Consider the following 24,275-nt stretch of genomic DNA (forward strand, 5'->3'; position numbering starts at 1 on the left):
GCCCACGTCAGTCGTGGGCCGGGGGGTGGGGGCGGAGCCGTAGCGTCAGGATCTGGAAGGGGCGCAGGTCGAGCGTCACGTCCGAGGTCGGTCCCGCCTCCTCGTCGTGCAGGGGGCGCTCCAACAGGTCGGTCACGGTGACGCGTTCGAGCGGGAAGCCGGGGGAGAGCGTGCCGGTGGCGCGGCCGCCGCGGGACTCGTACAGCCGCACCACGACATCCCCGCTGCGGTCCTCGGCGAGCTTGACCGACTCGACGGTGAGGGCCGGGTGGTCGACGCGGATCAGCGGCGGGACGGGCGGGGCGGTGGTGGCGGTGCGGAGCGGGAGGTTGAGGGCCAGGCCCTCGGCGACCGCCTCACCGGCCCCGGCGCCCGGCAGCAGCGCGTAGGTGAAGCGGTGGTGGCCCTGGTCGGTCTCGGGGTCGGGGCTGCGCGGCGCGCGCAGCAGGGTCAGCCGGACGGTGGTGCCCAGGCCCTCCGGGTGCGGGGTGCGGGTGACGTCATGGCCGTACGTCGAGTCGTTGAGCAGGGCGATGCCGTAGCCGGGCTCGGCGACCGACAGCCAGCGGTGGGCGCAGATCTCGAAGCGGGCGGCGTCCCAGCTGGTGTTGGTGTGGGTGGGGCGGTGGACATGCCCGAACTGGATCTCGGCGGTGGACCGTTCGGCGTGCACGTCGAGGGGGAACGCGGCCTTGAGGACCTTCTCCGACTCGTGCCAGTCGATGTCGGTGCGGATGTCCAGACGGCGCGAGCCGGCCCGCAGGATCAGCTCCTGGGTGCCGCGGGACGCGCCGAACGCCCTGGTCACCCGGACCGTGGCGGACAGCGGCCCGGACGCCAGCAGCTCGACGGACTCGGCGTCGGTCAGATCGGTGTGCCGGTTGCGGTAGTGCCGGTCCAGGTCCCAGGCGTCGTACTGGTTGGGGTGGTCGGGGTGCAGCTGCAGCAGATTGCCGCGCGCGCCCGGCGCCAGGACCTCCCGCCCGGCGTGCAGATCGCGTACGGAGGTCAGCAGGCCGTCGGTGTCGACGCGGACGCGGAGGAAGCCGTTGTCGAGGGTGATGGTGCCGTGGGTGTCGGTGCTCGCCCGGACGGGAGGGGGCGGCGGGGTGGGGGAGTCGGGGCCGGGCGGGCGGAGCGGAGCGGATCCGAGCGCGGGTACGTGCACCGCGACGGCGGTCGGCCCGCCCGGCCCCGGGCCCGCTGCCCGGGCCGGCAGTTCGACGATCTCGTCCCGGTCGTAGGGCGAGGCGTTGAACACCGTCGGCGGCCAGGTCGCCTCCTCGGGTCCGCCCAGCGCCCCGATCGCGGCCTCGGTGAGCGCGATCAGCTCCGCCTCGACCGCCGCGTAGGTGTCGCGGGCCTCGCGGTGCACCCAGGCGATGGACGAGCCGGGCAGGATGTCGTGGAACTGGTGCAGCAGAACGGTCTTCCAGAGGCGGTCGAGGGCGTCGTACGGGTACGGGTGGCCCGCGCGCACCGCCGCCGTCGCCGCCCACAACTCGGCCTCCCGCAGCAGGTGCTCGCACCGCCGGTTGCCCTGCTTGGTCTTCGCCTGGGAGGTGTACGTACCGCGGTGGAACTCCAGATACAGCTCGCCCGACCAGACCGGCGCCGCCGCCCCGTACTCCTCGTGGGCGGACGCGAAGAACCGGGCCGGCGCTTCGATCTCGACGCGGGGCGAGCCCTCCAGGGAGCGCAGCCGGCGGGCCCGCTCCAGCATCTCGCGGGTCGGGCCGCCGCCGCCGTCGCCCCAGCCGAAGGGGACCAGGGACCGGGTGGCGCGACCCTTGTCGGCGAAGTTCCGTTCGGCGTGGGCGAGTTCGCGGGCGTGGAACTGGGAGTTGTAGGTGTCGACCGGCGGGAAGTGGGTGAAGACGCGGGTGCCGTCGATGCCCTCCCACCAGAAGGTGTGGTGCGGCATCCGGTCGGTCTGGTTCCACGACAGCTTCTGGGTGAGGAACCACTGCACGCCGGCCAGCCGGGCCAGCTGGGGGAAGGCGGCGGTGTAGCCGAAGGAGTCCGGCAGCCAGATCTCCTCGGTCTCCACCCCCAGCTCCTCCAGGAAGAAGCGTTTGCCGTGGACGAGCTGCCGGGCCAGCGCCTCGCCGCCGGGCATGTTGGCGTCGGACTCCACCCACATCGAGCCGACCGGCGCCCAGTTGCCGGCGCGTACGGCCGCTTTGATGCGCTCCCAGATGTGCGGCTGGTGGTCCCTGACCCAGGCGTACTGCTGCGCCTGGGAGCAGGAGAACAGCAACTCCGGGTACTCCTCGGCGAGTTGGGTGACATTGGCGAAGGTGCGGGACGCCTTGCGCACGGTCTCGCGCAGCGGCCAGAGCCAGGCGGAGTCGATGTGGGCGTGCCCGGTGGCCGACACCCGGTGGGCGCTGGCGGCGGCCGGCCGGCCCAGTACGTCGCCGAGCGCGGCCCGGCCCGCGGCCGCGGTGCCGCCGACGTCGTGCAGATCCAGCGCGTCCAGCATGTCCTCCAGGGCCCGCAGGATCTCGTGCCGGCGCGGACGGTCGGTGGGCAGCTCGTGCATCAGCTCCGACAGCACGTCGATGTCGAGCAGCAGATGCCAGACGTCTTCGTCGAGTACCGCGAGATCCGCCGAGGCGAAGCGGTACAGCGGGCGGTCGGGGGCGGTGCGCACGTCGCCGAGGTCGGTGGGGCGAAAGTCGCGCAGCACCGCCGGGTTCGCGGCGGCCTCCAGCAGCAGCCGCACCTCCTCGCCGCCGCGGGCCGGGGAGGCGACGGGGACATGGCGGTTGCGCGGATGGATGCCCTTGAGGGGCACCCCCTCGGCGTCGTACACCAGGCCCTCCGCCTGGAAGCCCGGCCCGTCGCCGCTGAAGCCGGGGTCGATGACGACCTCCACCCGGCGCCCCGCCCAGTCGTCCGGCACCTCGCCCGCCAGCCGGAACCAGCTCGTCGACCACGGCGGGCCCCACGGTTCGCCGACCGCGAACGGCTCGTACCCGGCCCGCAACGCCTCCTGAACCGGCACGGGTTCTCCCGGCGCATGCCATACGGCGAGCCGCAGCGGCAGCCGCGCGGAGTACTGCGCGGGCCGGACGAACTGCCCCAGCGCCCGCTCCAGGCGCCCCTCCACCAGTAGGCGGTCGTCGTGCACAGCGGCTCCTCACGCTCGTCGTGGACGCATCCGGGCCCGGCCGGACCGACGGCAGGCTCAGGTCAGGCATACCCACCGGAACCCGGCCCGGCGCACCCGGCGCGCGGGTACGGCGAGCGGGCGCCAGGGCGGAAGCATGGCGACTGATCCGATGGGCATGCTGACCGTGAGGCTGTTCGAGACCGGGCGCCGATGTTCGTTGGGGGCGGGGGAGAGAATGCGTCAGCCTGTGCGGCGCGAGGAACGGGACAGACAGCAGGGGAAGACCGAGGGGGTCCGGAGCGGGCCGGTCGCCGCGCGAGCGCCGGGTGTTTTGGAGCGCAAGGTGCGGCATGCGGACCTGCGCGCGGTCGGTGAGGTGCGCCGGGAGCTGCGGCAGTTATTGAGCCGCTGGACCGGCGGCGGCGAGCTCACGGAGGTGGCGACGCTGCTCACCAGCGAATTGGTCACCAACGCCCTGGTGCACGCGGAGGGCGGAGCGGTCGTCACGGCGAGGATCGGCGACCGGCTGCGGGTGGAGGTGCGGGACTGTGCGTCCGGACGCCCCGAGGTGCGCGCGGCGACGGCGGACGGTACGTCCGGCCGGGGGTTGATGCTGGTGCGCTCCTTGGCGGACGCCTGGGGGATACGCACCGAGGGGCTGGGCAAGTGCGTGTGGTTCGAGCTGGGCGGCGGACCGGCCTGACCCGAATGCGGGGGTGTCGGTCGGCGCGGTCCGCCACCGGTCAGCCGAACTGCCGTTCGATCTCGGCGAGTTTCTCCTCGAGGGAGTCCAGACGGGGCAGCGTCTGGGTGTCGTCCTCGGCGGTGAGGTCCACGGCGCGCGGGCCGGCCGAGCCGTCGACGCCGTCGGCGTCAGCGCCCGATACCGCCTTGAGGGCCGGGCGGGAGCGCACGGGCAGTTCTACGGTGGGGAGTGACGGCGGATCACCGGCTATGGCGGAGTCCGGGCCGGCGACCTCCGCGGGGGCCGCCGACGCGGACGTCACTGCCAGTTGCCGGCCGCCGCCCCGGCCAATGCTCCAGGAGCGGTGCCGGTGCTGCCGGTTGATGGCCTTGATGCGGGCCCGGTCGATCTTGCCCTGCTCGCGTCTGCGCAGCCGGCTGAGGTGCTTCTCGCGTCGGTCCTCACGGACCTCCTCGACCGCCTCGTCCAGCGACCGCACGCCTTCCAGCAGCATCAGCGACCAGGCCGCGAAGGTCTCGCGGGGCGCGCGCAGCCAGCGCACGACTCGGATCTGCGGCAGCGGGCGGGGCACCAGGCCCTGCTCGCGCAGCGCCGCCCGCCGGGTCTGCTTGAGCGCCCGGTCGAAGAGGACCGCGGCGGACAGCGACATGCCGGCGAAGAACTGCGGGGCGCCCGCGTGGTCCAGGCCGCGCGGCGCGTGCACCCAGTTGAACCAGGCCGCGGCGCCCGCGAACGTCCACACCAAAAGGCGCGAGCCGAGCGCGGCGTCGCCGTGACTGGCCTCCCGTACGGCCAGGACGGAGCAGAACATCGCCGCGCCGTCGAGCCCGAAGGGCACCAGATACTCCCAGCCCCCGGAGAGGCTGAGGTTTTGCACACCGAAGCCGACCAGCCCGTGGAAGGACAGTGCGGCGGCGACCGCGGCACAGCAGAACAGCAGCAGATAGGAGGCGGAGGCGAAGACGGCCTCCTTGCGGCGGCGGCGCTCCTCGCTGCGCTCCCAGGAGTCGTCGCCGCCCGCCTGGGCGGCGGCGCGCCTGCCGCGTACCACCAGGGCCGCGGCGGCCATGACGGCACCGAGCGCCAGCGCGCCGGGAACCATCCAGTCCAGCGATATGTCCGTGTTTCTCATTGTGGGGATCCCTTGCCTCGGGGTAGGCGATTTCGCGCGACATCCTGGCGGAGTCGGCCCCTCGGACAGGGGGTTTCGGAGCAAGAGAACGCCAAGGAGGTCCGGGGACCGGCGGATCGCGCGTGTCCCGTCGAACTCCCTTGTGGGAGTGGGGAGTCGAGTTCGAATTCGGTGCCCCGAAAGGGGGGTGTGGGGGTCAGCTGGTTGCCGTGAGGCGCGTGATGCGATCCGCGTCGCAGGTACGCGGACAGGTGACGCAGGTGTCCTCGGGGCGCAGTGTGTAGAACATGCAGCAGCTGGCGCGGTCCCGGGTCGGCAGCGCCTCGCCGTTCGGGCCGGTCAGCGTGCGGAACCCGGCGCCGCCCACGTACGGCGCGGTGGCGCCCGGCAGCAGCAGCTCCAGTTCGGCCACCGCCCGCTGCTCCTCGCCCAGCAGGTGCCCCAGGTACCAGAGCCCCTCGACGATCTCGTCGGACGCCATGCCCCACAGCGCCCGCGGCCCGCGCCGCATCCGGGAGCGGAAACCTTCCAGCACGGGTTCGAGGTGCCCGGCCACCGCGGCCCGCACCTCCGCGCGCAGCGCTTCCTCGTCCGCGACGACCCGGGCGCCGGGCAGCGCCGCCGCGGGATCGCCCGGAAGGCACCCGAAGGAGTCGAGGCGTACCGCCATCCGGCCCAGCTCGCGCTGGAAGGAGACGTCCTGCACGGGCAGCACCGGGACCCGGCGGTGCAGGAACCAGGGGACGGTGATCAGCAGGCAGGCCGGCCAGGCGTAGCGGTGCAGCGCGAAGCTGGCGATCACGTCGTCGCGGGCGCGCTGTCCGTAGTCCCGCTGGATCTGGGCGTCGTCCCAGGCGAGGAAGGTGTCGAGGGCCTCACCGCCGGCCGCGAGCCCGGCCGCGCCCACCCAACCGTCGCCGGTGGGCGGGGCGGACTCCCAGGCGGTCACCTGCAGACCGGGGAAGACCTCGAAGAGCCGGGCGTAGGCATCGGCGACGGGGTGGGCGGCGAGTGGGGCGGCGAGGGCAGAAGTCATGCGGGAGACCACCGAATCGCGATCGTTAGCAGGTAAGCCTTACCTTATCCGAAGACTGTACCCGCGCCCGCGGAAAGCCAGTCCTGCCCGCCCGACCGCGCGCGGGGATCCGGCGCCCGGATTTGCACTGCGGCCGAGGCCGCCTATGGTGCTGGGAACGTCAGGAGGGACCGTCATGGAGCAGGGCACCGCGGAGCAGCGGCCGCGCGCACGGGCCTGGGTGCCCGCGCAGCCCGGCTCCGCCGCGCCCCGGCGGCACTCCGTCCGCGGCCAGGTGCTGGCCGCGCTGCGCCAGGCGCTGGCCGGCGGGGAGCTGAACCCCGGCGAGGTCTACTCCGCGCCCGCGCTCGCCGAGCGCTACGGCGTCTCCGCGACCCCGGTCCGTGAGGCGATGCAGCAGCTGGCCGGCGAGGGCGCCGTCGAGGTGGTGCCCAACCGCGGCTTCCGGGTCGCCGAGCGCAGCGCCCGCGACCTCGCCGAGCTGGCAGAGGTCCGCGCCATGCTGGAGGTGCCCGCGATCGTCCGGCTGGCCCGGGCGCTGCCCCCGGAGCGCTGGGAGGAGCTGCGCCCGCTGGCCGCCGCGGGTGTCGCGGCCGCCGCCCGCGGGGACCGGGCGGGCTACGCCGAGGCCGACCACTCCTTCCACCACGCGGTGATCTCGCTCACCGGAAACCGCCGGCTCACCGAGGTCACCGGAGATCTGCTGCGGCGCACCCACTGGGCGGGTCCCGGCGGGCTGCGGCGGCGCACGGCCGAGCTGCTGGCCGACGCCTCCGAGCACACGGCGCTGCTCGACGCCCTGATCGCGCAGGAGTACGTGGTGGCCGAACGGATCGCCCGCGAGCACGTCTCGGCGGCGCGCCACCCGCACTGAACCGGTCCGGAAGCCCCCTCCCCCCGCGCCGCAGTCGGCGGCCCGCTCCGGCGCCACAGCACGCAGACCACCCGTACGGCGTGCGCGTACGGGTGGCCACGAGGCCCGGTGGCCGCGGCTCAGCGCGGCAGCAGCTCCGCCAGGGGGACGGCCGCCACCTCGGCGGCGGGCCGGGACAGGTACAGATCGGCGTGGTAGTAGCCGTCGGACTCCTTGCCCGCGATGGACAGGCCGCGCCCGGCGAGCGCCTCGAACGCCGCCCGGCGCTCATTGCCGTCCGCGAACCGCCGCTGGCGGAACGTGCGTGTGGTGAGTTTCTCCGTCACCAGGCCGGCGCGGGCCAGCAGCGCGGAGACGGGCCGGTAGGACACCTCGCGCAGGACGAACGCGGCGACCCAGGGCGGCGAGGTCATGCAGTCGAAGAGCCGCCCGAAGGTGCGGGCGGTGATGTAGCCGACGCCGCCGGTGACGGTGATCAGATCGGTGCCGGCCAGGGTACGCCGCAGTGCCGGGCTCGGCTCGTCGACTTCGAGGTTCTCCGCGAAGCCGTGGTCGAGCAGGCCGACCGCGCGCGCGTAGTCGACCGCGTTCCCGGCCGCGTCGAGGCCGGTCACCCGCACTGCTTCGTCGCGCCGCCGAGTGGCGAAGAACGTTCGGTCCGCTTCGATGAGTTGGCGGGTCGTCGGGACGTCGGGGCGGTACCGCGTGTAGCGGTTGTAGAGGTCGGCGAGGGACAGCCGGTGGTTCAGCAGGGCCGCGTTGACCCCGTATGAGCAGCACAGGTCCACCACGTTCAGTGGGGGGCGGTCGCTGCGGTGCCGCTGCAGGATCTCGGTCACGGCGCGGAACACCGCCTGCCCGTGGTGCGGAATCTGGTAGTCCAGGGGTTGCAGTGTGGTGAAGTACCGACGGGGATCAGGGCAGTTGTAGATCGCCTCGAAATCCGCCTTGCCCCAGTCGGTTCCGGCGGTCGTCTTGGTCACTCCTGCGGTCATGGATCGCCTCCATACAGGATCTGTGAAGGGGGAGGTCCCGCTGGTCCCGGACCAGCATCCAGTGCCCACCGTCGCGTCACAGTGCGACTTGCGGCCATTCTCGGGGCCTGTGGGGCGTAATGGGGCGGCACTGCCCTCGGGCCTCCGCTCATCGTCCCACCTCCCGGTTCGCTCGGCGCGTCGAAGCCGGGACGGCGGGGGGACCGTCGTGCCCCGGCCGATCCGCAGCGGGGACCGTCGGTTTCCGGCCATTCGACGGAGAACGTGGCATGGCCGACGGCGGGGGGTTGACGGCGAGCAGGTGGCGGCGCCATGACGCGCGCGCACGAACGCGGCCAACCACCCCCGGAGCGGGAGTGGTTGGCCGTGTGGGTGAGCGATCGCCGGCGGCGCGTCAGGTCGCGGCCGCAGCCGTGGACAGATGGTCGGCGAGCCAGGTGGGGACGCCGCCCATGAGGCGGAAGAGCCGGGCGGCCTCGGCGCGCAACCGGACCGCGTCGCCCTCCGGCGCCGCGTCCGCCAGCGCGGCGAGGGCCGGAGCCGTGCCGACGAGGAAGCCCAGTTCCTCGCGGATCCGCAGCGACTCGGCGAAGCCGTGCCGGGCCTCCGTCAGCTCGCCGTCACGCAGCGCGAGTCCTGCCAGGTGGCGCCAGGTGAAGGAGAGCAGCAGGGCGTCGCCCTGCGCGGTGGCGCCGGCGTGTGCGCGGCGGTAGGCGGCGCGGGCCGCGTCCGGGCTGTCGGCGACGTGCTCGGCCATCAGCCCGCGGCGGAAGTCCAGCAGCGGCCGGCCGGCCGCGGTGGGGGCGAGCAGCGCGGCGGCCCGGCCGAGCGCCGAACGTGCCTCGTCGGCCCGGTCCCGTACGCCCAGGACCGTGGCGGCGTACGCGAGGTGGCCGCGTTCGCAGGCCGCGCCGCCCCGCTCGTCGTCGTCACCGGCCAGTGCCTCGGCGGTGCGCAGCGCGTCCTCGGCCTCGGCCCAGCCGGTGGCGGTGAACATGCAGCGCTCCACCAGGAGCGCGGCGCGGCGCAGTGCGGAGGGGGCGTGCCGGACGGAGTGCGGTTCCAGGAGCGCGGCCGCGTCGCACCAGCAGCCGCGGGAGCGCAGCCGCCAAACGGCGCGGTCGAGGGGGTCGTCCCCCTCGACCGTTCTGGCTGCCGGTACTTCCGGTACGGGTGCCGGTCCCGGTACCACCGTCGGCACCGAATCCGCAGAACTGACCGGATCCGTGGATTCCGCGGATCCTGGCATGGCGGTATCCGCCACGTTGCCCTCCCCGAGCGCGCCATTGAGCTGGAAATTGGAAGCCGTGCGCGCATCTCAGCACGAATTCCGCAGCGGGGCCAAGGGGGTGGGTGAATGTTTTCACAATCACTCATGGGGTGGTCGCGGCCGCCCGCGCAGCGCTGATCGGCCGTGCCGCGCCGCGCCGCGTCGGGTGCCCCCTTGCGCGCCGTTGACGCGATGCCGCCCGATCGGATGAACGCGAAGGGCGGATCTCCGCCGTCCGGCGACGGGATCCGCATCGCTCTTCCGCCCGGGGGACGCCCGGGGCGGCGTCCCGCGGGTGCTCAGCTCATCCGCAGCGCGAGGAAGAAGTCGAGCTTGTCCTCCAGCCGGGACAGATCGCGGCCGGTGAGCTGCTCGATCCGGCCCACCCGGTAGCGGAGCGTGTTGACGTGCAGGTGGAGACGGGTGGCGCAGCGGGTCCAGGAGCCGTCGCAGTCCAAGAACGCCTCCAGCGTGGGGATCAGCTCGGCGCGGTGCCGGCGGTCGTAGTCGCGCAGCGGGTCCAGGAGGCGGGCGGTGAAGGCCCGGCGGACGTCGTCCGGCACGAACGGCAGCAGCAGGACGTGCGAGGCCAGCTCCTCGTGCCCGGCGGCGCAGACCCGGCCCGGACGGGCGGCGGCGACCCGGCGGGCGTGCCGGGCCTCCTCCAGGGCGCCGCGCAGCCCCTCCGCCGAGTGCACCGAGGCGCTCACCCCGACCGTCAGCCGCCCGTCGTCCGCCAGACCGCGGCCCAGCGGCTCCTGGACGGCGCGGAGCAGCTCCTCGGCGTGCAGACCGGCCGCCGAGGAGTCCCCGGACTCGTCCGGGACGGGCAGCGGCACCAGCGCCACCGCCTCGTCGCCGGTGTGTGCCACGGCGATCCGGTCGGAGGGCTCCGGACCGAAGGTGCCCGGGTCCACCAGCATCTCCTCCAGCAGCGTCTGCGCCACCGGCCCGCCGGGGACGTCGCCGCCCTCCCACTCGACCCGGGCCACCACGATCTGCCAGTGCGGGGCGGTGCCCAGACCGGGCAGCAGCACCGGGGCCGCCACCCGCAGCCGGGCCGCGATCTCGGCGGGCGGCGCGCCGGTCTGGACCAGCTCCAGCACCTCCTGGGCCAGCCGCCGGCGGACCGTACGGGCGGCGTCGCGCCGGTCGCGTTCCACGGCGATCAGCTGGGTGACGCCGTGCAGCAGGTCCAGGCGCTCCGCTGGCCAGTCCCCGGCGTCCGCCTCGACGGCCAGCAGCCAGTCGCTCAGCAGCGTCTGGCGCAGGTCACGGCCCTCGTAGCGGATCGGGAAGAGCGAGTAGGTGGCGCCGCCGAGGGCGACCCGGTGGGGGCCGCGGCGGCCGGTGCGGGCGGCGGCCAGATGCTCGCCCGCGAGCCGGGCGGCCAGCTCACCGGACAGCTCCGGCCCGGAGTCCGCCAGCGTGGAGCCGGCGATCTGCCGGCCCGTGGGGGAGAGCACCCAGGCCCGCAGGTCCAGGTCGGAGCCCAGCAGGTCCAGCACCACCTCCGGGCCGCCGCCGGCGGGGCCCGAGGTCATCAGGCGGCGGTGGCGGTCCACCACGGCCGCCAGGTCACCGGCCCGCTCGCTGGAGACCTGGCGTACGACGTGCTCGGTGATCGAGGCGAACGAGACCGCCTCCTCGACCGAGAACAGCGGCAGTCGGTGCCGGGCGCAGGCCTGCACGAGGTCGTCCGGGATCGCGCCCAGCTCGGCCTCGCCCGCCGCGAGCCCGGCGACGTTGGCCGCGGCCAGGATGCGGACGAACCGCTCGGAGTCCTCCGGCTCGCGGCGCCAGGCCAGGCCGGTCAGCACCAGCTCCCCGCCGGAGAGGTACCGACTGGGGTCGCGCAGGTCCGTGGTCATCACGCCGCGGACAGTGCGGTCCAGTTCGTCCTCGCCGCCGAGCAGCCGAAGGCCGAGAATGTGGGTGTCCAGGAGTGCGCGGAGCCGCATGACCTCGCCCGCCGTTCTTTGCTGTCTGGTGTTGCCGGTGGAATGCCGCGAGGTTTCAGAGCCTCGTCTTTCGTTCGAATCTACAAGACAGGTGGCTTGGCCAGCCAACCGCTTCATGGTTTCGGTGACTGCACCGGGTGGGGCCGCTGAGCGTTCACTAAGCCCAACGGCGTTAACAAGACATGAACAGCTTGACGGAGACCAGGGCCGGCGCCCGCTCCCCGAGCAACGAATGACCGATTTCGCAGAAGAGGCCAACCATGGACTTCCTTCGCCCCGCCAGCTGGGAGGAGGCGCTCGCCGCTAAGGCCGAGCACCCCACCGCTGTGCCCATCGCGGGCGGTACGGACGTGATGGTCGAGATCAATTTCGACCACCGCCGCCCCGAGTACCTGCTCGACCTGAACCGCATCGGTGACCTGAGCGAGTGGGAGGTCGGAGAGAAGACCGTACGCCTGGGCGCCTCCGTTCCCTACACCCAGATCATGGAGAACCTGCGGGCCGAGCTGCCGGGCCTGGCCCTGGCGTCGCACACGGTCGCCTCCCCGCAGATCCGCAACCGCGGCGGCGTCGGCGGCAACCTCGGCACCGCCTCCCCGGCCGGCGACGCGCACCCCGCGCTGCTCGCCTCCGGCTGCGAGGTCGAGGCCGAGTCCGTGCGCGGCCGCCGCATGATCCCGATCGACGACTTCTACCTCGGCGTCAAGCGCAACGCGCTGGAGCCCGACGAGCTGATCCGCGCGGTGCATCTGCCCAAGGCCGACGGACCGCAGCAGTTCTCCAAGGTCGGCACCCGCAACGCCATGGTCATCGCGGTCTGCGCGTTCGGTATCGCGCTGCACCCCGAGACCCGCACGGTGCGCACCGGCATCGGCTCGGCCGCGCCCACCCCCGTACGGGCCCGCGAGGCGGAGGACTTCCTCGCCGCGGCGCTGGAGGAGGGCGGCTTCTGGGAGTCCGGCGCCCCGATCCCGCCGTCCGTCGCCAAGCAGTTCGCGCAGCTCGCCTCCGGCGCCTGCAACCCGATCGACGATGTGCGCGGCAGCGCCAAGTACCGACGGCACGCGGTCGGCATCATGGCGCGCCGCACCCTCGGCTGGACCTGGGAGTCCTTCCGCGGAAACGAGAGGAGCGCACAGTGCGCGTGACATTCACCGTCAACGGCCGCCAGCAGGAGGCCGACGACGTCTGGGAAGGCGAGAGCCTGCTGTACGTCCTCCGCGAGCGGATGGGCCTGCCGGGTTCGAAGAACGCCTGTGAGCAGGGCGAGTGCGGTTCTTGTACGGTCCGCCTGGACGGCGTGCCGGTGTGCTCCTGCCTCGTCGCCGCCGGCCAGGTCGAGGGTCGCGAGGTGGTGACCGTCGAGGGTCTGGCGGACTTCGCCAAGCAGCGTGCGGAGCACGGGGGCTGCGGCACCGGAGCGTGCGGCACCACCCTCCAGGACGCCCAGCAGTGGTCGGCGCACGGGTCCGACAGCGGGCTCCGCCCGCGGGCAACCGACTCCCAGACCGGCGAGGGTGGCGAACTCTCCCCGATCCAGCAGGCGTTCATCGACGCCGGCGCGGTCCAGTGCGGCTTCTGCACCCCGGGCCTGCTCGTCGCGGCGGACGAGATGCTGGAGCGCAACCCGCAGCCGACCGACGCGGACATCCGCGAGGCGCTGTCCGGCAACCTCTGCCGCTGCACCGGTTACGAGAAGATCCTGGACGCCGTCCGTCTCGCGGCCGCGCGCCAGGACCGTCAAGGACTCCAGGAAGGCGTGGTCTGAGCATGGGATCCACACGTACGACCGGAGCCCCCACCAAGATCACCCAGGGCTCCCAGACCAAGGGCGGCATCGGCGAGTCGACGCTGCGCCCCGACGGCACCCTGAAGGTCACCGGCGAGTTCGCGTACTCCTCGGACATGTGGCACGAGGACATGCTGTGGGGCTTCACGCTCCGCTCCACCGTCGCGCACGCCGAGATCGTCTCCATCGACACCTCCGAGGCGCTGGCCCAGTCCGGCGTCTACGCGGTGCTGACGTACGACGACCTGCCGACCTCGATCAAGAACTACGGCCTGGAGATCCAGGACACCCCGGTGCTCGCGCACGGCAAGGTCCGCCACCACGGTGAGCCGGTGGCCCTGGTCGCGGCCGACCACCCGGAGACGGCGCGACGCGCGGCCGCCAAGATCAAGATCGAGTACAAGGAGCTGCCCGTCGTCACCGACGAGGCCTCCGCGACCGCCGACGGTGCGCCGCTGCTCCACGAGGGCCGCGACGACCACCACGCCGGGCACGTCCCGCACCCCAACATCGTCCACCGCCAGCCGATCGTCCGCGGCAACGCCGACGAGGCCGCCAAGAAGGCCGATGTCATCGTCTCCGGCGAGTACGTCTTCGGCATGCAGGACCAGGCCTTCCTCGGCCCGGAGTCCGGCCTCGCGGTGCCCGCCGAGGACGGCGGGGTGGACCTCTACATCGCCACCCAGTGGCTGCACTCCGACCTGCGCCAGATCGCCCCGGTCCTCGGCCTGCCCGAGGACAAGGTGCGGATGACGCTCTCCGGCGTCGGCGGCGCGTTCGGCGGCCGCGAGGACCTGTCGATGCAGATCCACGCCTGCCTGCTCGCGCTGCGCACGAACAAGCCGGTCAAGATCGTCTACAACCGCTTCGAGTCCTTCTTCGGGCACGTCCACCGGCACCCGGCGAAGCTCTGGTACGAGCACGGCGCCACCAAGGACGGCAAGCTCACGCACATGAAGTGCCGGATCGTGCTGGACGGCGGGGCCTACGCCTCCGCGTCCCCGGCCGTGGTCGGCAACGCCGCCTCGCTGTCGGTGGGCCCGTACGTGATCGACGACGTCGAGATCGAGGCCGTCGCGCTCTACACCAACAACCCGCCCTGTGGCGCGATGCGCGGCTTCGGCGCGGTCCAGGCGTGCTTCGCCTACGAGGCGCAGATGGACAAGCTGGCCGCCAAGCTGGGCATCGACCCGGTCGAGCTGCGCCAGCTCAACGCCATGGAGCAGGGCACGATCATGCCGACCGGGCAGCCGGTCGACTCGCCGGCGCCGGTCGCCGAGATCCTGCGCCGCATCAAGGCCCGCCCGCTGCCGCCCGAGCGCCAGTGGGAGTCCAGCGAGGGCGCCGACGTCCGTCAGCTGCCCGGCGGCCTGTCCAACACCACCCACGGCGAAGGCGTCGTACGCGGCGTCGGCTACGCGGTCGGCATCAAGAACGTCGGCTTCTCCGAGGGCTTCGACGACTACTCCACCGCCAAGGTGCGCATGGAGGTCATCGGCGGCGAGCCGGTCGCCACCGTGCACACCGCGATGGCGGAGGTCGGCCAGGGCGGTGTCACCGTCCACGCGCAGATCGCCCGCACGGAGCTGGGCGTCACGCAGGTGACGATCCACCCCGCCGACACCCAGGTGGGCAGCGCCGGTTCGACGTCCGCGTCGCGTCAGACCTACGTCACCGGCGGCGCCGTCAAGCACTCCTGCGAGCTGGTCCGCGAGAAGGTCCTGGAGATCGGCCGCCGCAAGATGGGCACCTACCACCCGGCGTGGGCCACCGCCGAGCTCCTCCTGGAGGGCGGCAAGGTCGTCACCGACGGCGGCGAGGTCCTCGCCGACCTGGTGGACGTGCTCGAAGGCGAGAGCGTCGAGATCGAGGCCGAGTGGCGCCACCGGCCCACCGAGGCCTTCGACCTGGTCACCGGCCAGGGCAACGGCCACGTCCAGTACTCCTTCGCGGCCCACCGCGCGGTCGTGGAGGTGGACACCGAGCTGGGCCTGGTCAAGGTCATCGAGCTCGCCGTGGCCCAGGACGTCGGCAAGGCGCTCAACCCGCTGTCCGTCGTCGGCCAGATCCAGGGTGGTACCACCCAGGGCCTGGGCGTGGCGGTCATGGAGGAGATCATCGTCGACCCCAAGACCGCGAAGGTGCGCAACCCCTCCTTCACGGACTACCTCATCCCCACGATCCTCGACACCCCGACCATCCCGGTCGATGTGCTCGAACTCGCCGACGAGCACGCCCCCTACGGGCTGCGCGGCATCGGCGAGGCCCCGACCCTGTCGTCCACCCCGGCCGTCCTCGCGGCGATCCGGAACGCGACGGGGCTGGAGCTCAACAAGACGCCGGTGCGTCCCGAACACCTCACCGGCACATAAGGAGCCGTCCGGGGGGATCCCCCCGGACCCCGGCCTCCGGGCGGTGTGCGTCAGGGGTGTCCCTGTCCGTCCTCCTCCGTGTACCGCCCGGAGCCCAACCCCGCACCACGCAGTCGCTGCTGTCCCCCACACAGCCAGCACCCCGTTCGTCTCGGGCCGTCCCCCGGGTCGTGCAGCCGAAGATCCATCCCAAATCTCGCATCCCCCCTCGCGAGTGCCCCTGTGAACCTTGGGAGTTAGGCACCATGACCCAGCAGTCCACTGAGCCGAGGACCACGGCGGAAGACGCGGGCGACGGCTCGCGCCAGCCCGCCGGCCGGTCCTGGCTCGACCGGTACTTCCACATCTCCGACAGAGGATCCACCGTCGGCCGCGAGGTGCGTGGCGGAGTCACCACCTTCATGGCGATGGCGTACATCGTCCTCCTGAACCCGGTCATCCTGACCACGACCAAGGACATCACCGGCGCCACGCTCAGCGCCGCCCAGGTGACCACGGCGACCGCCCTGGCCGCCGCCGTCACCACGATCGTCATGGGCTTCCTGGGCAATGTGCCCCTGGCGCTGGCCGCCGGCCTGAGCGTCTCCGCGGTGATGTCGTTCCAGGTCGCCCCGCAGATGACCTGGGACAACGCCTGGGCGATGTGCATCATCTACGGCGGCGTGATCGTGCTGCTGGTCGTCACCGGCCTGCGTGAACTGATCATGAACGCCATCCCGTTGCCGCTCAAGCACGCGATCACCATGGGTATCGGCCTGTTCGTCTGCCTGATCGGCCTGGTCCAGGCGGGCTTCGTCACCTCGATGCCCGGCCCGGGCGGCCTCGCCGGCGCCAAGCCGATCCAGCTCGGCACCGCCGACATGCTCACCGGCTGGCCCGTCCTGTGCTTCGCCTTCACCGTGCTGCTGATCTTCCTGCTGCAGGTCCGCAAGGTCCCCGGCGCGATCCTCATCGGCATCGTCGGCGGTACGGTCTTCGCCGCGCTCGTCCACCAGTTCGCCGGGCTGACGGTCAAGGACTGGGGCGGCCGCAACGCACCGGTGATCTCCGGTTCCGTCGTCTCCACCCCCGACTTCGGGCTGCTGGGTCACGTCTCCTTCAGCGGGCTGGGCGACGTCGGCGGGATCACCATCGGCGTCATCGTCTTCACCCTCGTCCTGGCCGGCTTCTTCGACGCCATGGGCACGATCATCGGCATCGGCCAGCAGGCCAACCTCGCCGACAAGGACGGCAAGATGCCGGGCCTGAACAAGGCCCTGGCCATCGACGGCGCCGGTGGCATGGTCGGCGGTCTGACCGGCGCCTCGGGCCAGACCGTGTTCGTCGAGTCCACCGCGGGCGTCGGCGACGGCGCACGCACCGGCTTCGCCAGCGTCATCACCGGACTGGGCTTCGCGCTGTGCCTGTTCTTCACCCCGTTGGCGCAGGTCATCCCCACTCAGGTGGCGGCCGCGGCCCTGGTGGTGATCGGCTCGATGATGCTGACCAACGCCAAGCACATCAACTGGGACGACCCGGCGACCTCCATCCCGGTGTTCCTGACGACGGTCCTGATGCCGTTCACGTACTCCATCACCGCGGGCATCGCGGCCGGCGTCATCGCGCACGTCGCCATCAAGGCCGTCCAGGGCAAGTGGCGCGAGCCCGGCTGGCTGATGTGGGTGCTCTCCCTGGTGTTCCTGGCCTACTTCTCGCTCAACCCGATCGAGAGCTGGCTGGGCGTGCACCACTGATCCGCCTCTCCACTCATCCGCAATCCGTAAGGAGACCGACATGCTGGACATCGCCGAAGAGCTGCACCGGTGGGTCGAGCAGGGCCGCGAGTTCGCGGTGGCCACCGTGGTGGCCACCAACGGCAGCGCACCCCGCCAGCCCGGAGCCGCCCTCGCCGTCGACGCCGACGGTACGGCGATCGGGTCGGTCTCCGGAGGATGCGTGGAGGGCGCGGTCTACGAACTGTGCCAGGAGGCGCTGCGCACCGGTGAGCCGGTCGTGGAGCGCTTCGGGTACAGCGACGAGGACGCCTTCGCCGTCGGCCTGACCTGCGGCGGCATCATCGACATCCTCGTCCAGCCGGTACGGACGAGCGTCCCGCGCCCCGCAGGTGACAGCGGCGGCGCGGGGAAGTCGGCGGAGCACACCGCCGACACGCTCGCCGCCGCGCTGACCGCCGCCGCATCGGGCGGGGCGGCGGCCCTCGCCCGGGTCGTCCAGGGCCCCGCCGAGCTGCTCGGCAAGGCCCTGCTCGTCCGCCCCGACGGCGGGCACACCGGCACCCTCGGCGGCCACCCGGGGCTCGACCACACCGTGGTCGAGGAGACCCGTGCCCTGCTCGACGCCGGACGCACCGCCACCTTGGAGATCGGCGCGGAGGGCTCGCGGTGCGGCAGCCCCGTCGTCCTCCTCGTCGAATCCTCCGTGCCCGCGCCCCGCATGATCGTCTTCGGCGCCATCGACTTCGCCTCCGCGCTGGTCAAGGTCGGCAAGTTCCTCAACTACCACGTCACGGTCTGCGACGCCCGGCCCGTCTTCGCCACCCGGACCCGCTTCCCCGACGCCGACGAGATCGTCGTCGACTGGCCGCACCGCTATCTGGACTCGCAGGAACTCGACTCCCGCACGGTGCTGTGCGTGCTCACCCACGACGCCAAGTTCGACGTCCCGCTGCTGGAGCGCGCCCTCAGACTCCCGGTCGCCTACGTCGGCGCCATGGGCTCGCGCCGCACCCACCTGGACCGTCAGCAGCGGCTGCGCGACGTCGGCCTGACCGAGCTGGAGGTCAACCGCCTGCGCTCGCCCATAGGCCTCGACCTCGGCGCGCGCACCCCCGAGGAGACCGCCCTGTCCATCGCCGCCGAGATCGTCGCCAACCGCCGCGGCGGCACCGGTGCTCCGCTGACCGGTGCCCACACACCCATCCACCACGACACGGCCCGGCCGGTGGGGCGGATCGGGTCGGTGGCCTGAGGGCCAGACCGGGGAGCTCCACCGCCCCGGACCATCGGAGGGCGTCGCCGCGGGCGGCGCCCTCCGTCGTTCTCCGAGGGCCCGCCTCCGCAGACGGAATCTTGACCAAAAGGATGAGAGGCCACTTGAGGGGATATGGCAGGATACGGAGTTGACGGCGCCCTCTGAGAGGCGCCCGGCAATGTCCGCGCGAGCAGGGAGGTGATCGGGATGAGTCCCGAAGGAAGTCCTTGCCGCAGCGTGGCAGTGAGCTGACCTCAGTTTCTCTTCGAGCGGGTCCCTCGGGGCGGTGTGCTGCCCTCCGAGGCTGCTCCGCTGTGTGCCCTCACCTTTGACACCAGGGTGTCGAGCTCCGTCCGAGCCGCCCTGTTCCCTTTTCCGCATTCTTCGCGCGGGGCCGCCGAGGCCTGCCGAAAAACGGTCGGTGATATTCCCGGCCGTCCTGTCGAACGACGTCCGCGGTGAGCGCTGCATTTCCGCGTCGCGCATTCCCGCCTTCCCGAATTCCCGCATCCGGGTACGGCGGAATACGGACGGCCGTCGTGCGGCGATTCGGCCTGCCGTCATGCCCTCCCGCGCGCTCGGAGGTTATGCCATGACCCGACTGCTCACCCCTCAGAAGCTCGCTCCGCCGAGCCACCGCCCGCGCCGGGACCGCCGGGCCGCCGAACCGGCCGCGCGGACCCGGCAGGTCGCCGCCCGGCTCGCCGAGGCCGCCCGCCGCCCCGCCGACCAGGTCCTGGCGGACCTGCGGAGCACGCCCGGCGGCCTGTCGCACGGCATGGCCCTGGGCCGCCTGGCGCGCGACGGCGGCAACGTGATCGCGCCGGAGCCCGCCGCGCGCTGGTACGCCCGGCTCGGCCGGGCCTTCGGCAACCCCTTCGTCCTCGTGCTCGCGGTACTGGTCACCGTCATGTACGCGCAGTGGCTGCGGGTCGCCGACGAGGAGCCGTTCGACCCGAAGATCGCGATCCTCGGTGCGATGGTGCTGATCAGCGTCGGGCTGCGGTGCCGGCAGGAGCGGCGCGCCGGGGGCTCCGCCGCCGCGCTGCGCGCCCTGGTCACCACGACGACCACGGTCCAACGGCTGGCCGGCCACGGACGGCTGCCCACGACCCTGGAGATCCCGATGGACGGCGTGGTGCGCGGCGACCTCGTCAAGCTGGCCGCCGGCGACCTCGTCCCCGCCGACCTGCGGCTGCTGACCGCAAAGGACCTGATGGTCAGTCAGGCCGCGCTGACCGGCGAGTCGCTGCCGGTCGCCAAGGCCGACACCCGGCTGCTCGACGACGGCCGACGTGAGACCCGCGACCCGGTCGAGGCCGACAACCTCGCCCTGACGGGCACCTCGGTGACCTCCGGCACCGCCACCGGCGTCGTCGTCGCCACCGGCGCACACACCTACTTCGGCTCCATGGCGACCGCGCTGACCGGCGAGCGCCCGGAGACCGGCTTCGACATCGGAGTGAAGAAGGTCAGCCTGCTGCTGATCCGCTTCATGCTGGTCATGGTCCCCGTCGTCTTCCTGGTCAACGGGCTCACCAAGGGCGACTGGGCCGAGGCGTTCACCTTCGCGGTCGCGGTCGCCGTCGGGCTCACCCCGGAGATGCTGCCGATGGTCGTCACCACCAACCTGGCGCGCGGCGCGGTGGCGATGGCCCGGCGCAAGGTCGTCGTCAAGCGCCTCAACGCCATCCAGGACCTGGGCGCCATGGACGTGCTGTGCACGGACAAGACCGGGACGCTGACCGAGGACCGCATCGTCCTCGACCGCTACCTCGACGTCCACGGCGAGGCCGACGGCGAGGTCCTCGAATACGCCTACCTCAACAGCCACTTCCAGACCGGGCTGCGCAACCTGCTCGACCGGGCCGTCGTCGACCGGATGCACGAGGCCGAGGAGGTCGTCGTCGACGCCCGCTTCACCCTGGTCGACGAGGTCCCCTTCGACTTCGCGCGCCGGCGGATGTCGGTGGTGCTGCGCCGCAACGACCCCTCGGGACCGGCCGGCGAACACATCATGGTCACCAAGGGCGCGGTCGAGGAGGTGCTCGCCCTGTGCGACCGTGCGGCCGACGGCGGCCGCCGTACGGAGCTGACCGACGCCCTGCGCCGTCGCGCCCTGGCCACCGCACAGGAGCACAACCGGCAGGGGCTGCGGGTGCTGGCCGTGGCGATGCGCACCCTGCCCGCCGAGCGCGACACCTACCGCGTCGCCGACGAGGACGAGCTGACCCTGATCGGCTTCCTGGCCTTCCTCGAACCGCCGAAGCGGGACGCCGCGCAGGCGCTGCGGGCGCTGTCCGACAGCGGCATCGCGGTCAAGGTCGTCACCGGCGACAACGAACGGGTGGCCGCCCGGGTCTGCGCGGAGGTCGGCATCGATGCCGGCACCGCCGTCACCGGCGCCGAGATCGAGCGGCTCGACGACGCCGAACTCCTCGAACTGGCCCGCACCACCACACTGTTCGCCAAGACCGGCCCCGCCCAGAAGGCCCGGATCGTACGGGCGCTGAAGGCCGACGGGCACACCGTCGGGTTCCTCGGCGACGGCATCAACGACGCCGCGGCCCTGCGCGACGCCGATGTCGGCATCTCCGTCGACACCGCGGTCGACATCGCCAGGGAGTCCGCCGACGTCATCCTCCTGGACAAGGACCTGACCGTCCTCGAACAGGGCGTTCGGCGCGGCCGGCTCACCTTCGGCAACACCATCAAGTACCTCAAGATGACGGCCTCCTCGAACTTCGGGAACGTCTTCTCGGTGCTGGTCGCCTCCGCGTTCATCCCCTTCCAGCCGATGCTCGCCATACAGCTGCTCGTACAGAACCTGCTCTACGACATCTCCCAACTGGCCACGCCCTGGGACCGGATGGACCGCGACTACCTGCGTACGCCGCGTACCTGGGACGCCCGCGGCATCGGCCGTTTCATGCTCGTCCTCGGGCCGACCAGCTCGCTCTTCGACCTCACCACCTTCCTGCTGATGTGGCATGTCTTCCGGGCCGACTCCGAGGCCCACCAGGCGCTGTTCCAGTCCGGCTGGTTCGTCGAGGGGCTGCTGACCCAGACGCTCGTGGTCCACATGCTGCGCACCCGGCGGGTTCCGTTCCTGCAGTCCCGGGCCACCCTTCCGGTGGCGGTGATGACGGTGCTGATCATGTCCGTCGGGCTGTATCTGCCGTTCTCGCCGCTGGCCGGTGCGCTCGGCATGCAGGCACTGCCGATGAGCTACTTCCCGTGGCTGATCGCGACCCTGGCGGCGTACTGCCTGCTCACCCAGGGCGTGAAGAGCTGGTACGTGCGCCGGTTCCACGACTGGCTGTGAGGGCGGCACGGGGAGGCCGGCCCCAGGGGGTGTCTCTTCAGGCTGATCCACCGAGATCGAAGAGACGCCCCCTTGCGGACCGGACTCGTCCGCAAGGGCCGCTACCGTCGTCGCCATGACGCAGCGCCGCACCTCCCCCCTGCTCACCGCCCGCGCCCTCGGCCGAGCCACCCTGGAGCGCCAACTCCTGCTCCGCCGCAGCGAGACGGGGGTACTCGACGCCGTCGAGCGGCTGCTCGGCCTCCAGGCCCAGGCGCCGCGCCCGCCCTACCACGCGCTCGCCGCCCGGCTGGCCGACTTCCGGCCGCAACAGCTGTCCGACCTCCTGGAGACCCGGCAGGCCGTCCGCATCTCCGCGATGCGCTCCACCATCCACCTGGTCAGCGCTCGCGACGCCCGGCTGCTGCGCCCGCTGCACCAGCCGGTGCACGACCGCGTCCTGCGCGGCAACTTCGCCCGGCAGCTGGGCGGCGTCGACCTGGACCGGCTGGCCGACCTCGCCCGCACGCTCGTCGACCAGCAGCCGCTGACGTTCCAGGAGCTGGGGGAGCGGCTCCAGGAGGAGTGGCCGCGGCACGAGGGCCGGTCGCTGGCCCTCGCCGCCCGCCAGCTGCTCCCCCTGGTCCAGGTCACCCCGCGCGGCCTGTGGGGGCGCGCCGGCCGGGCGGCGCACACCACCCTCGACCACTGGCTGGCCACCGCGCCGGAACCGGCCCGGCGCCCGGTTCCCGCCGACCCCGATCCGCAACGGGACCTGCCCGCCGTCCTCCTGCGCTACCTCGCCGCATTCGGACCGGCGTCCGTCAAGGACATCCAGACCTGGTGCGGGCTGACCCGGCTCCGCGAGGTGGTCGAGCCGCTGCGGCCGCGGCTGCGCACCTTCCGCGACGAGCACGGCGTCGAGCTCTTCGACCTGCCCGACGCGCCGCTGCCGGACCCGGACACCGAGGCGCCGGTCCGCTTCCTCCCGGAGTACGACAACGTCGCGCTCTCGCACGCCGACCGCACCCGCATCCTCGCGCCCGAGTACCAGGGCCGCACCTGGGACCGCAATGTGGCCTACCGCGTCCTCCTCGTCGACGGAACCATCCGCGGGCTGTGGCGGACCGACACGGCGGGCGGCACCACATGGCTGACCATCGAGCCCTTCGACACGCTGACCCGCCCCGAGCGGGCCGCGGTGGAGGACGAGGCGGCCGGCGTACTGCGGATGACGTCCCCGGACGCCGCCCACGACCTGCGCTACGGCCAGGTCGCCCGGAGCGGGGCGGTGCGTCAAAATACGGATGAACCTCCCGGCGCGCCGGGTTAGCGTCCCCGGGTGACCAGTGACGACCACCCCCACGCCACCACGGACATCCGGGACCTCCCCGAGTCCGACCTCGGCCAGGCCCTGGACCTGGCCTACCTCGCCTTCCACCTGAAGCCGGCCGACAAGACCCGTCAGCACCACCACGACCTGCTGCGGGCCTGCGCCCGGGTCGGGGCGTACGACGGCGGGCGGCTCGCCGGCCTGGCCGGTGCGCACCGCCTCACCCTCTCCGTCCCCGGCGGCCAACTCCCCTGCGCCGCAGTGGACTTCGTCTCCGTGGCGCCCACGCACCGCCGTCGCGGAGTGCTCACCTCGATGCTGGACGGGCTCTGGCGCCGCTGCGCCGACGAGGGCCGGCCGATCGCCTGCCTCTGGGCGTCCGAGAGCGCCATCTACGGCCGCTTCGGGTTCGGCGCCGCGACCGAGGCGTACCGCGTCGAGATCGACTCGTCCCGCCCGCTGGCGCTGCGCCTCGACCCCGACGCCCGACCGCTGCGGCTGATCGCCCCGGCCGAGGCGGCCGAGGTGCTCGCGCCGCGCTACGACGCGAGCCTGGCCCACCGCGCGGGCCGGTTCACCCGCGACGAGGCATGGTGGCGCAACGAGGTGCTGGACCTCGACGGCGCCCGCAGCGCCGAGGACCTGGACGGCTTCGGCGCCCTGCGGGTGGTCGTGCTGGGCGCGCCCGGCGAGGTGCCCGGCGGCTACGCGGTCTACCGCACCCGCGGGCCGGGGGACGGCCGCCCCGGGGCGGTCCGTGTCGACGAGCTGGAAGCGGAGAGCGCACCGGCCGCCGCGGCCCTGTGGTCCTACCTCTGCTCCATCGACCTCACCACGAAGGTCCAGATCGACGCCCGCCCCGCCGACGACCCGCTGCTGTACCTCGTCGCCGACCGCGACCAGGTACGCGTCACCGGCCAGGAACCGTCCCTGTGGGTCCGGTTGGTGGACGTCCGCGCCGCCCTGACCGCCCGCTCCTGGGCGTCCCCCGTTGACCTCGTCGTCGACCTCGGCGACGCCGCGCTGCCCGCCAACGCCGGCCGCTTCCGGCTGACCGCGGGGCCCGGCCGCGCCACGACCTGGACCGCCACCACCGACGCCCCCGATCTCACCCTGGACGTCAGGGAGTTGGCCGCCTGCTACCTGGGCGGCAGCCCGCTGCGCCGCTTCGTGCACACCGGTCTGGCCACCGAGCACACCCCGGGCGCGGTCCGCCGGCTGGATGCCGCGCTGGAGACCGAGTGGCTGCCGTTCACTGGGGAGAACTACTGACCCGCCGACGCGACGCGCCGTACGAGGAGCGCGCCGCACGAGGACCGGGGCCGGTGCGGGCGCGGGGCGCGGGCAGGGGGGCCCGCGGGGGGGCCCGCGGGGGAGGGAGTGGGGGAGGTCAGCCCCCTGGCCCGGGCGCAGGG

Annotated in this window: 16 protein-coding genes; 10 read left to right on the forward strand and 6 right to left on the reverse strand. The window is 72.9% G+C overall.

Going from position 1 to position 24,275, the window contains the following annotated elements; genetic code table 11:
- Positions 1-7: 7 nt before the first annotated feature.
- Positions 8-3,136 (reverse strand): alpha-mannosidase, encoded by a 3,129-nt coding sequence (locus ACFWZH_RS28105; protein ID WP_384437039.1) that lies wholly within the window; start codon positions 3,134-3,136, stop codon positions 8-10.
- Positions 3,137-3,461: 325 nt separating this feature from the next.
- On the opposite strand from ACFWZH_RS28105, the gene ACFWZH_RS28110 reads away from it, so the two are divergent.
- Positions 3,462-3,821: an ATP-binding protein gene (locus ACFWZH_RS28110; protein ID WP_384437042.1), complete on the forward strand. Its 360-nt coding sequence runs from the start codon at positions 3,462-3,464 to the stop codon at positions 3,819-3,821.
- 40 nt (positions 3,822-3,861) lie between these two features.
- On the opposite strand, the gene ACFWZH_RS28115 is transcribed toward ACFWZH_RS28110, so the two are convergent.
- Both ACFWZH_RS28115 and ACFWZH_RS28120 read right to left on the reverse strand, forming a co-directional pair.
- Positions 3,862-4,956: a DUF2637 domain-containing protein gene (locus ACFWZH_RS28115; protein ID WP_384437045.1), complete on the reverse strand. Its 1,095-nt coding sequence runs from the start codon at positions 4,954-4,956 to the stop codon at positions 3,862-3,864.
- A gap of 196 nt (positions 4,957-5,152) precedes the next feature.
- Entirely contained in the window at positions 5,153-5,992 is an 840-nt protein-coding gene (locus ACFWZH_RS28120; RefSeq protein WP_384437048.1) for a (2Fe-2S)-binding protein, read from the reverse strand.
- A gap of 175 nt (positions 5,993-6,167) precedes the next feature.
- On the opposite strand from ACFWZH_RS28120, the gene ACFWZH_RS28125 reads away from it, so the two are divergent.
- On the forward strand, positions 6,168-6,866 hold the full coding sequence (locus tag ACFWZH_RS28125) for a GntR family transcriptional regulator (protein ID WP_384437051.1): 699 nt from the start codon (positions 6,168-6,170) through the stop codon (positions 6,864-6,866).
- A 119-nt stretch (positions 6,867-6,985) separates the two neighbouring features.
- Here ACFWZH_RS28125 and ACFWZH_RS28130 read toward each other — a convergent pair whose 3' ends face one another.
- The 3 genes from ACFWZH_RS28130 to ACFWZH_RS28140 all read right to left on the reverse strand — a co-directional run bounded on the left by ACFWZH_RS28130 (position 6,986) and on the right by ACFWZH_RS28140 (position 11,092).
- Positions 6,986-7,861, reverse strand: coding sequence for a hypothetical protein (locus ACFWZH_RS28130; protein WP_384437054.1), 876 nt, complete (start codon positions 7,859-7,861; stop codon positions 6,986-6,988).
- A 394-nt stretch (positions 7,862-8,255) separates the two neighbouring features.
- Positions 8,256-9,110, reverse strand: a complete 855-nt coding sequence (locus tag ACFWZH_RS28135; RefSeq protein ID WP_384437057.1) for a hypothetical protein — start codon at positions 9,108-9,110, stop codon at positions 8,256-8,258.
- 320 nt (positions 9,111-9,430) lie between these two features.
- Positions 9,431-11,092, reverse strand: coding sequence for a PucR family transcriptional regulator (locus ACFWZH_RS28140; protein WP_384437060.1), 1,662 nt, complete (start codon positions 11,090-11,092; stop codon positions 9,431-9,433).
- 260 nt (positions 11,093-11,352) lie between these two features.
- Between ACFWZH_RS28140 and ACFWZH_RS28145 the strand changes: the two genes are divergently transcribed.
- From ACFWZH_RS28145 to ACFWZH_RS28180, 8 genes are all read left to right on the forward strand, one after another.
- Positions 11,353-12,240 (forward strand): FAD binding domain-containing protein, encoded by an 888-nt coding sequence (locus ACFWZH_RS28145; RefSeq protein WP_384437063.1) that lies wholly within the window; start codon positions 11,353-11,355, stop codon positions 12,238-12,240.
- On the forward strand, positions 12,231-12,860 hold the full coding sequence (locus ACFWZH_RS28150) for a (2Fe-2S)-binding protein (RefSeq protein ID WP_384437066.1): 630 nt from the start codon (positions 12,231-12,233) through the stop codon (positions 12,858-12,860). Before ACFWZH_RS28145 ends, ACFWZH_RS28150 begins: the two co-directional genes overlap by 10 nt.
- 2 nt (positions 12,861-12,862) lie before the next feature.
- A complete protein-coding gene (locus tag ACFWZH_RS28155; RefSeq protein WP_384437069.1) occupies positions 12,863-15,253 on the forward strand; it encodes a xanthine dehydrogenase family protein molybdopterin-binding subunit in 2,391 nt (796 codons plus the stop codon).
- Positions 15,254-15,498: 245 nt separating this feature from the next.
- Positions 15,499-16,986, forward strand: a complete 1,488-nt coding sequence (locus ACFWZH_RS28160) for an NCS2 family permease (RefSeq protein WP_384437071.1) — start codon at positions 15,499-15,501, stop codon at positions 16,984-16,986.
- A gap of 40 nt (positions 16,987-17,026) precedes the next feature.
- Positions 17,027-18,220: an XdhC family protein gene (locus tag ACFWZH_RS28165; protein WP_384437074.1), complete on the forward strand. Its 1,194-nt coding sequence runs from the start codon at positions 17,027-17,029 to the stop codon at positions 18,218-18,220.
- Positions 18,221-18,815: 595 nt separating this feature from the next.
- Complete coding sequence (gene mgtA, locus ACFWZH_RS28170; protein WP_384437077.1) at positions 18,816-21,548, forward strand: magnesium-translocating P-type ATPase; 2,733 nt, start codon at positions 18,816-18,818, stop codon at positions 21,546-21,548.
- A gap of 115 nt (positions 21,549-21,663) precedes the next feature.
- Complete coding sequence (locus ACFWZH_RS28175; protein ID WP_384437080.1) at positions 21,664-22,860, forward strand: winged helix DNA-binding domain-containing protein; 1,197 nt, start codon at positions 21,664-21,666, stop codon at positions 22,858-22,860.
- 9 nt (positions 22,861-22,869) lie between these two features.
- Positions 22,870-24,132, forward strand: a complete 1,263-nt coding sequence (locus ACFWZH_RS28180) for a GNAT family N-acetyltransferase (protein WP_384437083.1) — start codon at positions 22,870-22,872, stop codon at positions 24,130-24,132.
- Positions 24,133-24,275 lie beyond the last annotated feature (143 nt).

The sequence above is a fragment of the Streptomyces sp. NPDC059008 genome (assembly GCF_042749045.1).
Taxonomy (GTDB): domain Bacteria; phylum Actinomycetota; class Actinomycetes; order Streptomycetales; family Streptomycetaceae; genus Streptomyces.